Raw genomic sequence first — 10,568 nt, 5'->3', positions numbered from 1 at the left:
AGGGGGTGTTTATGCAGGGTATTCGGGAGGTGCAAGTTTTGAGTTAAGGAAGGGGCGCGCCTGGGGGTGCTGGTGGACCCTTATACCCGGACCGTGGAGGTGTACAGGCCGGGAAAGGAGCCGGAGCGCTTTGAGGGTGTGGACACCCTTTCCCTGGAACCGGAACTCCCGGGCTTCGCCCCCCAGCTGGCCCCTTTGTGGTAACGGTTTTCCCCTCAAAGCCCAAAGCGGGCGTAGATGGCGTCCACGTGCTTTAGGAAAGGCGCAGGGTCAAAAAGGGCCTTAAGCCTTTCCCCCTTGAGGGGGTTTTCCGGGTCCTCTTCCAAAAGCTGGGCGAAGCTAAGGCCCTCCTCCCAGCTTCTTAGAGCGTTGCGTTGCACGATGGCGTAGGCCCTGTCCCGGGGAAGGCCGTGGGCGATGAGGGCGTTGAGCACCTGCTGGGAGTAAACGAGGCCCCGGGTGAGGTCCAGGTTGCGCCTCAGGTTTTCCTCAAAGACCACCAGGCCCCCGAGGATGCCCCTTAGCCGCCTTAGGGCGTAGTGGCTGGCGGTGGTGGCGTCGGGGAGGATCACCCGTTCCACGGAGGAGTGGGAGATGTCCCGTTCGTGCCACAGGGCGATGTTTTCCAAGGATGGGCCCAGGTATCCCCGAAGGAGCCTGGCCATCCCGGTGAGGTTTTCCAAACCCACGGGGTTTTTCTTGTGGGGCATGCTGGAACTTCCCGTCTGACCTTCCCGGAAAGGCTCCTGGGCCTCGAGGACCTCCGTGCGCTGGAGGTGCCTTAGCTCCACCGCCACCCGCTCCAGGTTCCCCCCCAGGATGGCCAGGGCGGCCAGCACCTCCGCGTGCCGGTCCCGGGGCACCACCTGGGTGGAAAGGGGCTCTGGGTTAAGGCCAAGCCGCCGGGCCACGTGGGCCTCCACCTCCGGTGGGATGTGGGCGTAGTTCCCCACCGAGCCCGAGAGCATGGCCACCCCGATGGTCTTCTGAGCGCGCTCAAGCCGTTCCTTGTCCCGCTGAAAGGCGGCGTAAAAGCTCAGGAAGCGGAAGCCGAAACTGGTGGGCTCGGCGTGGACCCCGTGGGTGCGGGCGATGGCCGGGGTGTGCTTGTAGCGGAGGGCCAGGCGCTTGAGCTCCTCCTGGACCCCGGATAGCTCCTCAAGGATCAGGCCCAAGGCCCTCACCAAAAGGGCGTTTTGCGCGGTGTCCACGATATCCGAGCTGGTGAGGCCCAGGTGCAGGTAGCGCCCCACCTCCTCGTCCCCGGTCCACTCCACCAGGGCCCGGGTGAAGGCCACCAGGTCGTGGCGGGTGACCTCCTCCAGCTCCGCCACCCTCTGGGCGAAGCGGGCGTCCAGGGGATGCTCCTTTAGGTGCTCAAGAAGCCTTTGGGAAAGCCCTTTGGGCACCTGGCCCAGGGCCTCCCAGGCCTCGAGGGCATAGGCCTCCACCAGGGCCCACATGCGGTAGCGGTTTTCCTCCGACCATAGCTCCACCATCTCGGGGGTCTGGTAACGGGGGACCATGCCTTAAGGGTACTAAAAGGGCAGGGTGAGGGCGAAATCCGCCCGGTAACCTTCCCCTTCCGGCCTTAGGCTGAGGAGCAGGTCGGCCCGGAAGATGCCGTCCTGGCGGTTGCCGATCCGGGGCATCCCCCTTTCCGCGTAGGGGGGTTGGGCATAGACCTGGCGCTGGACTTCCTCGGGGAAGAAGAGCTGGGTGGCGAAGCTTCTGCCCCCCACCTCCACCCGGAGGTGCAGGTGGGGGGTGCGGCTTGGGTACCAGCCGGGGAAGAGGGTGAGGAACTCCACCCTTCCCCGGCCGTCCGTGGGTTGCCAGCCCCGGCAGAAGACCCCGGGGGCGTTCACCCCCGAGTAGCGCCCCAGGGCGTCCGTGTGCCAAAGGTCTACCCGGGCCCCCTCGAGGGGCCGGCAGGTGTGGTCCTGAACCGCCAGGGCCAGCCGCAGGGGAATCCCGGGAAGCCCTTCCCGCAGGTCCTGCCGCCTGGGCACGTCCCGCAGGAAGTAAGGGCCTTCGGTCAGGGCGGGGGTAAGGGGGCACTGGGCCCGGGCCAGGGGCAGGAGGAAAAGCCCTAAAAGGGTGCGCCGCTTCATTTTCGCCTCAGGATGAGGTCCACCTCCAGGCGGATGCGGTTTTCCACGCTGAGGACCACCGCCACCCGGGGCTGGGCCAGCTTGAACTTCTCAAAGGGAAACTCGGTCCTGAGGACTACCCGCGCCTCCTGGCCCTTAAACTCCACCTCCCCCTCCCAGACCACCTCCTCGGTCACGTCCCGGAGGGTGAGGTCCCCCACCACCCGTACGGGAAACTTGCCGCTTGCGGGCAGAGGGTTGGGGAGCCCCTCCACCGCCTTGGGGCGGAAGGTGGCGGTGGGGAAGCGGTCGGTTTGGAGGGTGTTTTGCCTGAGGTAGTTGTCCCGTCGGACCTGGTCGCTCTTGAGCTCCCTCAGGTCTACGGCAAACTCCCCGCTGGCCCTTGCCCCCTGGAGGGACACCTGGCCCCTAATGGCCTGAGTGGTGCCTACGGCCTCAGCGAAGCCGATCTGCACCAGCTGCTCCCGCACCCGGTAGCGGGCCTCCCCCGAGGCTACCTCAAAGCTTTGGGCCAGGCTGGGAATCAGCAACACCAGGGTCCATACAAGCCACCGCATGCCTTGTCACCTCCCTTTGCTATGAAAACCATAGCATGTGGAGGTTAGACGCTCGTTAGACAAGCCAGGGTATAGACTGGGTTCATGACCCGGGCGGTGCTCTTTGACGTGGGTAACACCCTGATCCTGGCAAGCCCCCGGTTTTGGCTCTTGCCTTTTTTGGAGGAGCGGGGCCTTAAGCCCAGGAGGGATCCCAAGGTGGCGGCCTTGGCGGCTTTTCGCTTCTATGAGGACCATCATCTAGAGGCCCGGGATCTGGAGACCGCCCTTGGGCTTTGGCGGGAGTTCCACCGGAGGCTTTTTACGGGAATGGGCCTCGAGGAGCACGCCGAGGCCCTGAGCCGGGAGCTGGTGGAAAACTGGAGGAACCCCCGGTTCTGGCCCGTGGTGCCCGGGGCCGAGGCCACCTTACAGGCCCTGAAGGAGCGGGGCTATGCCCTGGCGGTGGTGTCCAACTGGGATGCCACCCTGCCGGAGATCCTGGAGGTGGTGGGCTTAAGGCCCTACTTCCAGCACCTTTCGGTGAGCGCCCTTTCCGGGGTGGCCAAACCTGACCCCAGGCTTTTCCAGGAGGCCCTCGAGGCCCTGGGCGTGGCTCCCGAGGAGGCGGTGCACGTGGGGGATTCGGAGGCCGATTGGGTTGGGGCCAAGGGGGCTGGGGTTAAACCCCTCCTCTTTGACCCCCTGGGGGAGAATCCCCAGGCCCTCCACCGGCTGGAGGGGGTGTTAGACTACCTGCCATGAGCGTGCGGCAGGCCATCTGGGGGGAGAAGCAAGGGGCCATTGAGGCAAGTCTGAAGGAGGTGGACGAGGATCTTTTCCGCTACATTCGCGATTTCGCCTACGAGGAGGTCCTGGCCCGGCCGGGGCTGGACCTCAAAACCCGGGAACTCCTGGCCATCACCGCCCTGATCGCCCTGGGTAGCCCCAAGGAGCTGGCCACCCATTTGGAGGGGGCTTTACGGGTAGGCGCCACCGAGGAGGAGGTACGGGAAACCATCCTGCAGTCTGCCCTTTTCCTGGGCTTCCCCCGGGCCTTGGCCGCCATGAAGCTCTTTCACAAGGTCCTTAAAGGCCGTGGTCCTGCTCACCCGCGGGAAGGATAAGGGGCTATTGGACCGGCTTCGCGCCTTGGGGATTGAGGCGGCGGAGGTGGCCCTTTTGGAGCAGGTGGACCTGCCGGGCCTCGAGGTCCTTCCTGGAAGGCTCCTCCAAGCGGACTGGGTGGCGGTCACTTCCAAAGAGGGAGCTAAGAGGCTCCTTTGGGCCTGGGAAAAGGTGGGCAGGCCCCTTCTCAAGGTGGCGGCGGTGGGGGAAGGAACGGGGGAAGTGCTGCGCCAGGGGGGGCTATCCCCTGCCTTCGTCCCTCCCCGGGCCACAGCCAAGGACCTAGCGGCAACCTTTCCCTCGGCCCAAAGGGTGCTCTTTGTGGCGGGGGATCTGGCGGGGAAGGAGTTGGAGGAAGGCCTCGGGGCCCGGGGGGTGGCGGTGGAGCGATTGGAGGTGTACGCTACTCGGGAGAGGGAGCTTTCCCCTGAGGAGCTGGCGCTTTTGGAAAGGGCCCAGGTGGTGGCCTTCTTCAGCCCAAGCGCCGCCAGGGCCTATGCCCTAAAGACCCCTAGGAGGCCCAAGGCAGCCTGCATCGGCCCCAGCACGGCGGAAGAGGCCAGGCGGCAGGGCTTTGCCGTGTGGGAGGCACCGGAGCCGGGCCTGGAAGGGCTTTTCCAGGCCGTACTTCGGGCGCTCTCATAGGGCTTCGGTTAAGGGTTAACCCCTAAGGGGGATTCTTGTCCCTACCCGGGTGGCGTATACTGTCGAAAGACTATGGCCCTACCCCTCTACCTGGTGGGCCTTTCCCACAAGACCGCCCCCGTGGAGGTGCGGGAGCGGGCGGCCCTGGACCCAGCGGTGGCCCTGCCGGCGGCCCTGGGCACCCTGGGCAGGGCGGTGGTGCTTTCCACCTGCAACCGCACGGAAATCTACGGGGTGGGAAGCCCTAAGGAGGCCAAAGCCCTCCTCCTTGCGCGGGGGGTGGAGGCCCACCACCTTTACCAGAAGGAGGGAATAGAGGCCCTGCGGCATCTCTTCCGGGTGGCGGCGGGCCTGGACTCCTTGGTGATGGGGGAAGCGCAGATCCTGGGCCAGGTGCGGGAGGCCCTCTTCCTGGCCAGGAAATATGGGGCCACGGAAAGCCTTTTGGAGAAGGCCTTCCAGTCCGCCATCGCCCTGGGCAAGCGGGCCCGGAGCGAAACCGGCATTGGGGCGGGAGCGGTGAGTGTGGCCTACGCGGCCTTGGACCTGGCCCTGGCGGTCTACGGGGACCTCACGGGCCTTGCCGTGGCGGTTTTGGGGGCGGGGGAGATGGCGGAGCTCTTTCTTACCCACCTGAAGGCCCAGGGAGTGGACCGGGTTTTGGTGGTAAACCGCACGGTGGAGAGGGCCAGGGCCCTGGCGGAGCGGTTTGGAGGGGAAGCCTATGGCCTTTCGGCCCTGCCCCAGGTTCTGCGCCAGGCAGATCTGGTGGTGGCTTCGGCCGCTAGTCCCCATTACCTGGTGCGCCCGGAGGACCTCCCCAGGAGGTCCAAGCCCCTTTTCCTCATCGACATCGCCTTGCCCCGGAACATCGACCCCCGGGTGGGCCGCCTGCCCCAGGCCTACCTGTACAACCTGGACGACCTGAAGCGGGTGGTGGAGAAGAACCTAAAGGCCCGCCAGGGGGAGGTGCCCAAGGTGGAGGCCCTCATAGAGGGAGCCATCGGGGACTACCTGGAGTGGTATGCGGGCCACCGGGTGCGGGAGGCCATACGGGCCCTGAAGGGCCTGGCCTATAAGGAGGTGGTGCGGAAGTACCCGGAGGCCGATCCCCTTACCTGGCACAAGGAGGCGGGGCGCAGGGCCCACCCCTGGATTCTGGCCGTAAAGGTCCGGACCCAGGAGTTCCTCCAGGGTCCTTCCTGCCCTGGGGAGTGCCCGCTTCTGGCCTTCCGTCCCCCACGGGTATGACCGCGGTTTCCCTGCTGGCCCTGGTGGGGGTTCTCCTCCTGGCCGTGGGGTTGTTCTGGCCTCGAGGGCTTTTCCTCGGGGCCTTTCTGTACCTGGGGGCCGCCTTGGCCGATGCCTTCGCCAAGGGGTTTTTCTCGGGTCCGGCCCAGCCCGCCTTGGTCCTGGGGGGGCTTTTGGCCTTACGGGGGGAGAGCTTGTTGCTTCGGCCAAGGCTTACCCCTCTCCGCCGCTACTTGGTTCTCCTGGCCATGCTCCTTGGCCTCTTTGCCCTCAAGGCCCTGCCCCATCCGGGGGGAAGCCTGCCCCTCCTCCTTACCCTGGTGCACGCCGGGGCCTTCCTGGTGGCCTACCTGGCCCTGGCGGTGGGGGTAGGGGCAGGGGTGATGTGCGCCATGCAGGACCTGCGCCTGCGGTCGGTGCCGGAAAAAGCCCTGCTTTCCGCCCCCCTTTGGAGCCTGAGGCGGCTGGAGCAAGGGTACTTGCGGGTGGGATATCTGGCCACCACCTTGGGCTTGGGAAGCGGCATGGCCTGGGCCTGGGGCTACTTCGGAAGTCCCCTGACCCTGGACCCCAAGGAGGTGTCCGTCCTTTTGGCTTGGCTCTTGCTTAGCGCTTACTTCCTCTTGGAGGAGCGGCTTCGGGGCTACCCCCGGATGGGGTTGCTCTTCTTGGCCTACGCCCTTCTTCTCTTCGCCTTCTTGGGGGCGCCCTTCCTGGGCTCCCGGCACCCCTCGAGGCTCGGCTTTTAGATATGCCAAGTGCGACTTGACAAATTATAAAGCCAAGACATACACTCCTTAATAAGCAGGTGAGGTATGGTGGGGTTTGGGGAAGACCCGGAGGCGGGGAAGAGGCGGTGGCAGGAGCTTCTTTCGGAGGCGGAGCGGGAGCGGCTTCCTGGGCCCCTCAGAACCCCTTGGCGCAGGCGCCTCGCCCGCCTGCTCTGCCTCCTGGCCGAGCGGCTGGAACTCCAGCCGGCCCGGTGGGACCTCAAGGAGGCCCGGCATGGAGGGTAGACGGCGCATGCCGTTGATGGTGTGGGAAGGCGGCTGGGCCAGGTTTTCTGGCCAGGTGAGGATGAAGAACGCGGAGCTGGAGGTTTGAGATGGAGGAGAAGCGGCGCATACTGGAGATGCTTAAGGCGGGGGAGATCGGGGTGGAGGAGGCGTTAGCCCTCCTGGAAGCGGTGGAGGGGCCCAAGCCCCTGGCGAAGGCTTCTGCGAAGCTCCTGCGCGTGCGCATCCACGCCCAGGACAAGGACAAGCCGGTGCGGGTGAACGTGAACCTGCCCCTGGCCTTGGCGGAGCTTCTGGAGAAGTTCCTGCCCGAGGAGGCCAAGCTCACCCTGCAGGGCCGGGGGGTGAACCTCAAGGACCTCCTGCGCCTGGTGCGGGAGGGGGTGCCCGAGGGCAAGCTAGTGGAGATCGAGGCTAAAGAGGAGGGCCACCCCGTGCAGGTGCTGGTGGAGGTGGTGTGAGGTTGGGTGGGTGGCTCCTGCGCCCCAGGTTTCTCTACCTGGTGGTGCGGGGGCCTTTCCCCTGGCTCTTGTTCCTTCCCCTCTTCGCCCTGGAGTGGGCCCTCCTCGCCGTGCTGTTCCTGCTGAGAACCCGGGCCCTCCTCCGGGAGAGGCCCCTCCGGGGGGTGCCTTGGGAGGCGGTCTTCGTCCTCCGGGGGCTACCCCCTTTAGCCCTGGTGGAGGTGGTGGCCGAAGGGGTGAACGTGAAGGTGGGACTATGGTGATGCGGCCCGTTCCCGTGCGTTGCCCGGCCTGCGAAGGCCTCCTGGCGGTGAAGGCCCTTTTCTGCCCGCAGTGCGGCACCGAGGTGCACGGGCAGTTCGCCCTGAACGAGTTCGCCCTCCTGCCCAGGGAGCACCTGGACTTCCTAAGGCTCTTCATGAAGGCCAGGGGCAACCTGAAAGAGGTGGAGCGCGTCCTTGGGGTCTCCTATCCCACGGTGCGGGCTCGGCTGGACGCCCTTTTGAAGGCCCTGGGCTACGAGGCAGAGGAGGAGCGGGGCGAGGAGCGCCTGGAGGTGCTGGAGGCCCTGAGGCGGGGGGAGATCAGTCTGGAGGAGGCGGTGGCGCGGCTGAAGGAAGGGAGAAGCTGAAGGCCGTGCCCTGGCCCACCTCGCTTTCCACCCAGATCTCCCCTCCGTGGGCCTCGAGGATGGCCTTCACGATGGCCAGGCCCAGCCCCGATCCCCCCCGTTCCCGGTCCCGGGCCTTGTCCACCCGGTAGAAGCGCTCGAAGAGGTGGGGGAGGTGCTCCTTGGGGATGCCTTCCCCGTCGTCCTCCACCCGCACCACCACCTTCTCCCCCAGGTCAAAGGCCCTGAGCCAGATGTGCCGGGCCCTGGCCTTGATGGCGTTGGAAAGGAGGTTGGCCAGGACCTGATGGAGCCGGTCCGGGTCGCCTTGCACCCAAAGCTCCGGGGAGGCTTCCACCTCAATCTCCCCCTCAAAGCTCTTGGCGAACTCCTCCTTCACCTCCTCCAGGAGGTCTTGGATGCGGACAGGGGCCGGTTCCATGCGCCAGGAACCGGTTTGGGAGAGTTCCAGAAGATCCGACACCAGCTTCCCCATGCGCTCTGCCTCCCGCTTCACCACCTCGAGGCTCTCCCGCTGGGCCTCGGTGAGGGGGGTGCGGCGCAGCAGGAAGCCCACGTGGCCCAGAATGGCGGTGATGGGGGTTCTGAGCTCGTGGGAGGCATCCTGGAGGAAGCGGGTCTGGGCCAGGAAGGCCTGCTGCATCCGGGAAAGCATGCCGTTTAAGGCCCGCACCAGGGTGGCCACCTCGTCCCGCCCCTCGGGTTCGGGCAGGGGTTCGGGACGGGTGGTGATGGCCTCCGCCCGCCGGGCCACCCATTCCAGGGGCTCGAGGGCCCGGGCCACCAGGTTCCTGGCCAGGAGGATGGAGAGGAGGAGCACGAGAAGTGCCGTCCCCGCATAGATGCGGGCGAACTGGGAGAGGGTGCTCTCCAGGTTCTCCACGGGCTTTCCCACCAAAAGGGCTCCCCGCCACACGGTTCCCCCCAGGTTGACCTCCACCCGGCGGGCGTAGACCAGAAGCTTTAAGGGGGGTCCTTCCCGCGGCAGCTCGGCGTAGGCCCAGGCCTCGCCCCGCTCCAGAAGGGTGCGGTAGTCCGCCTCCTTTAGGAGAAGGCGCTGGCTTCCCAGAGCGGGGCTTTTCTGCAGGCTGATCCCCCCTTCCCGGGCCAGAAGGGCGGGGTTTTCCTCGGGAAGAAGCTGGAGCTCCGCGTAGAGGCTTGCGGGAAGCCCGGCCTCCAGGAGGGCCTGGCCGCCCAGGTTGAGGAGGCGGACCACCTGGTTGCTGGCCTCCAGAAGCTCCTGGCGCAGGGAGCGGTAGAGGAAGCCCCGAAAGAGGCCTTCCAGGGCCAGCCCCAGCACCAAAAGGGTTACCAGGAGGAGGCCTGCGGTGAGGAGGGTGATGCGGGAGCGCAGGGTCATGCCGCCCTACCCTGGCTTTGGGACCCCGGCGAGGAGGCCCTTAGGGCTGCTTCAAGGTGGGGCATGGGAGGGACGCGTCAATCCTCACGGAGCACGTACCCCACGCCCCGCACCGTGTGGATCAGGCGCCTTTCCCCCCCGGCCTCCAGCTTCTTGCGCAGGTAGCCGATGTAGACGTCCACCACGTTGCTCCCGCCCTGGTAGCCCGGCCAGACTTTCTCCTCTATCTCGTAGCGGCTGAAGACCTTGCCGGGGTTCTTGGCCAGGAGCTCCAGGAGCTCAAACTCCTTGTTGGAAAGCTCGATGCGCCGCCCGGAACGGAAAACCTCCCGCCCCTCGAGGTTGATGATGAGGTCCGCCACCCGGATCTCCCCGGTGATGGCCGGGCTTACCCGGCGCAGGTGGGCTCGCACCCGGGCCAGGAGCTCCTCTATGGAAAAGGGCTTCACCAGGTAGTCGTCGGCTCCGGCATCCAGGCCCTCCACCTTGTCCTCCACCCGGTCCTTGGCGGTGAGGATCAGGATGGGCACGTTGGAGGTCTTTCTTATGCGCTTCGCCACCTCAATCCCGTCCATGACGGGAAGCATCAGGTCCAGGATCACCAGGTTGGGGTTCACCTCCCGGAAGCGGGAAAGGCCGGTGATGCCGTCGTGGGCCACCTCGGTGCGGTAGCCCTCCGCCTGTAGCTCCAGCTCGATGAAGCGGGCGATGTCCTTTTCGTCCTCCACGATCAGGATGAGGGGAGGTTCCATACCCCCCAGGATACTCACTTTCTCATGAGAAAGCTAGGTGTACAGGCTTAGAACCGCCAGGTACATAAAAAGGCTTCCCAGGAGGACCAGGAGATGCCACAGGCCGTGAAACCCCACTTTCCCCGGCCAGGGGTCAGGCTTCTTTCTCCCATACACCCAGGCTCCCAGGGTATAGAAGGCCCCGGAGAGGGCCATGAGGCCGAGGGTGGGAAGGGGCAGGTGGAGCTTCGGGAGAAAGAGGACGGAAAGCCAACCCAGGGCCAGGTAGGCTAGGGTGTAGAGCCACCGGGGTGCCCGGAGGAAGAAGAGGCGGAAGCCCACCCCCAGGAGGGCCAGGCCCCACACCAGGCCCAGGGCGAAGGGTTTCCAGTTTTCCTGAAGGCCCTCCACCAGAAAGGGGGTGTAGCTTCCGGCGATGAAGAGGAAGATGGCCGCATGGTCCAGCCGCCTGAGCCAGGCCAGGGCCCGATCCCCCACCCGCAGGGCGTGGTAAAGGGTGCTGGCACCGAACATGAAGGCCATGGTGAGCCCGAAGATGAGGAGGGCGGGCCAAACCTCCCTGGGGGCGAGGAGAAGGAGGAAGGCGCTTCCCAGAAGGGCTAGGGGCACCCCCAGGGCATGGCTTAGGGCGTTAAAGGGTTCGCGGACCATGCCCCAGCGTACCCTGGCCTAGG

The 10,568-nt window shown here is 66.1% G+C and carries 16 protein-coding genes; 10 read left to right on the top strand and 6 right to left on the bottom strand.

Translation table 11 applies throughout. The annotated features are described in order from the left end of the window. The first annotated feature begins 60 nt into the window (after positions 1-60). Complete coding sequence (locus tag C2847_RS02915; RefSeq protein WP_279627862.1) at positions 61-204, top strand: Uma2 family endonuclease; 144 nt, start codon at positions 61-63, stop codon at positions 202-204. A gap of 11 nt (positions 205-215) precedes the next feature. Here C2847_RS02915 and purB read toward each other — a convergent pair whose 3' ends face one another. Genes purB through C2847_RS02900 form a run of 3 tightly spaced genes read right to left on the bottom strand, consistent with a single transcriptional unit; the run spans position 216 to position 2,671 of the window. Beyond that, positions 216-1,526 carry an adenylosuccinate lyase gene (gene purB / locus C2847_RS02910; RefSeq protein ID WP_105316991.1) on the bottom strand — a complete coding sequence of 437 codons (1,311 nt, stop codon included), beginning with the start codon at positions 1,524-1,526 and terminating at the stop codon, positions 216-218. Positions 1,527-1,538: 12 nt separating this feature from the next. Then, the gene (locus C2847_RS02905) at positions 1,539-2,114 is read right to left on the bottom strand and encodes an intradiol ring-cleavage dioxygenase (RefSeq protein WP_105316990.1); all 576 of its coding nucleotides are present in this window, start codon (positions 2,112-2,114) and stop codon (positions 1,539-1,541) included. Next, positions 2,111-2,671: a YceI family protein gene (locus C2847_RS02900; RefSeq protein WP_105316989.1), complete on the bottom strand. Its 561-nt coding sequence runs from the start codon at positions 2,669-2,671 to the stop codon at positions 2,111-2,113. Before C2847_RS02900 ends, C2847_RS02905 begins: the two co-directional genes overlap by 4 nt. Before the next feature lie 84 nt (positions 2,672-2,755). On the opposite strand from C2847_RS02900, the gene C2847_RS02895 reads away from it, so the two are divergent. From C2847_RS02895 to C2847_RS02855, 9 genes are all read left to right on the top strand, one after another. Next, positions 2,756-3,415: an HAD family hydrolase gene (locus C2847_RS02895; protein ID WP_105316988.1), complete on the top strand. Its 660-nt coding sequence runs from the start codon at positions 2,756-2,758 to the stop codon at positions 3,413-3,415. After that, on the top strand, positions 3,412-3,777 hold the full coding sequence (locus C2847_RS02890; protein WP_028493502.1) for a carboxymuconolactone decarboxylase family protein: 366 nt from the start codon (positions 3,412-3,414) through the stop codon (positions 3,775-3,777). Before C2847_RS02895 ends, C2847_RS02890 begins: the two co-directional genes overlap by 4 nt. Then, the gene (locus C2847_RS02885) at positions 3,749-4,423 is read left to right on the top strand and encodes a uroporphyrinogen-III synthase (protein ID WP_105316987.1); all 675 of its coding nucleotides are present in this window, start codon (positions 3,749-3,751) and stop codon (positions 4,421-4,423) included. Before C2847_RS02890 ends, C2847_RS02885 begins: the two co-directional genes overlap by 29 nt. Positions 4,424-4,495: 72 nt before the next feature. After that, complete coding sequence (hemA, locus tag C2847_RS02880; protein WP_105316986.1) at positions 4,496-5,674, top strand: glutamyl-tRNA reductase; 1,179 nt, start codon at positions 4,496-4,498, stop codon at positions 5,672-5,674. Next, complete coding sequence (gene ccsA / locus C2847_RS02875; protein ID WP_105316985.1) at positions 5,671-6,423, top strand: cytochrome c biogenesis protein CcsA; 753 nt, start codon at positions 5,671-5,673, stop codon at positions 6,421-6,423. Before hemA ends, ccsA begins: the two co-directional genes overlap by 4 nt. A gap of 66 nt (positions 6,424-6,489) precedes the next feature. Further along, a complete protein-coding gene (locus C2847_RS02870; protein WP_105316984.1) occupies positions 6,490-6,690 on the top strand; it encodes a hypothetical protein in 201 nt (66 codons plus the stop codon). 89 nt (positions 6,691-6,779) lie between these two features. Then, positions 6,780-7,151, top strand: coding sequence for an SHOCT-like domain-containing protein (locus C2847_RS02865; RefSeq protein ID WP_105316983.1), 372 nt, complete (start codon positions 6,780-6,782; stop codon positions 7,149-7,151). Continuing rightward, entirely contained in the window at positions 7,148-7,414 is a 267-nt protein-coding gene (locus C2847_RS02860) for a hypothetical protein (RefSeq protein WP_105316982.1), read from the top strand. Before C2847_RS02865 ends, C2847_RS02860 begins: the two co-directional genes overlap by 4 nt. Beyond that, the gene (locus tag C2847_RS02855) at positions 7,408-7,782 is read left to right on the top strand and encodes a DUF2089 domain-containing protein (protein WP_105316981.1); all 375 of its coding nucleotides are present in this window, start codon (positions 7,408-7,410) and stop codon (positions 7,780-7,782) included. The genes C2847_RS02860 and C2847_RS02855 overlap by 7 nt, the downstream gene beginning before the upstream one ends. Here the strand turns inward: C2847_RS02855 and C2847_RS02850 are convergent. The 3 genes from C2847_RS02850 to trhA form a co-directional block, all read right to left on the bottom strand. Further along, positions 7,736-9,142, bottom strand: a complete 1,407-nt coding sequence (locus C2847_RS02850; protein WP_105316980.1) for a sensor histidine kinase — start codon at positions 9,140-9,142, stop codon at positions 7,736-7,738. The two genes, C2847_RS02855 and C2847_RS02850, sit on opposite strands and share 47 nt — an antisense overlap. A 77-nt stretch (positions 9,143-9,219) precedes the next feature. Next, positions 9,220-9,894, bottom strand: a complete 675-nt coding sequence (locus tag C2847_RS02845) for a response regulator transcription factor (protein WP_014514950.1) — start codon at positions 9,892-9,894, stop codon at positions 9,220-9,222. Between the two features lie 33 nt (positions 9,895-9,927). Continuing rightward, a complete protein-coding gene (trhA, locus tag C2847_RS02840) occupies positions 9,928-10,545 on the bottom strand; it encodes a PAQR family membrane homeostasis protein TrhA (protein WP_105316979.1) in 618 nt (205 codons plus the stop codon). Positions 10,546-10,568: the final 23 nt, after the last annotated feature.

Origin of the sequence: Thermus tenuipuniceus (assembly GCF_002964845.1) — a bacterium.
Classification (GTDB): domain Bacteria; phylum Deinococcota; class Deinococci; order Deinococcales; family Thermaceae; genus Thermus; species Thermus tenuipuniceus.
The sequence above is the reverse complement of the archived record's forward strand: the minus strand, read 5'-3'. Positions and strand labels throughout refer to the sequence as shown.

Coding starts and splice junctions, on each gene's coding strand:
- C2847_RS02895 (WP_105316988.1), top strand. CDS start 2,756: ATGACCCGGGCGGTGCTCTTTGACGTGGGTAACACCCTGATCCTGGCA.
- C2847_RS02845 (WP_014514950.1), bottom strand. CDS start 9,894: ATGGAACCTCCCCTCATCCTGATCGTGGAGGACGAAAAGGACATCGCC.
- C2847_RS02855 (WP_105316981.1), top strand. CDS start 7,408: ATGGTGATGCGGCCCGTTCCCGTGCGTTGCCCGGCCTGCGAAGGCCTC.
- C2847_RS02905 (WP_105316990.1), bottom strand. CDS start 2,114: ATGAAGCGGCGCACCCTTTTAGGGCTTTTCCTCCTGCCCCTGGCCCGG.
- ccsA (WP_105316985.1), top strand. CDS start 5,671: ATGACCGCGGTTTCCCTGCTGGCCCTGGTGGGGGTTCTCCTCCTGGCC.
- C2847_RS02850 (WP_105316980.1), bottom strand. CDS start 9,142: ATGACCCTGCGCTCCCGCATCACCCTCCTCACCGCAGGCCTCCTCCTG.
- C2847_RS02865 (WP_105316983.1), top strand. CDS start 6,780: ATGGAGGAGAAGCGGCGCATACTGGAGATGCTTAAGGCGGGGGAGATC.
- purB (WP_105316991.1), bottom strand. CDS start 1,526: ATGGTCCCCCGTTACCAGACCCCCGAGATGGTGGAGCTATGGTCGGAG.
- C2847_RS02900 (WP_105316989.1), bottom strand. CDS start 2,671: ATGCGGTGGCTTGTATGGACCCTGGTGTTGCTGATTCCCAGCCTGGCC.
- C2847_RS02870 (WP_105316984.1), top strand. CDS start 6,490: ATGGTGGGGTTTGGGGAAGACCCGGAGGCGGGGAAGAGGCGGTGGCAG.
- C2847_RS02890 (WP_028493502.1), top strand. CDS start 3,412: ATGAGCGTGCGGCAGGCCATCTGGGGGGAGAAGCAAGGGGCCATTGAG.
- hemA (WP_105316986.1), top strand. CDS start 4,496: ATGGCCCTACCCCTCTACCTGGTGGGCCTTTCCCACAAGACCGCCCCC.
- trhA (WP_105316979.1), bottom strand. CDS start 10,545: ATGGTCCGCGAACCCTTTAACGCCCTAAGCCATGCCCTGGGGGTGCCC.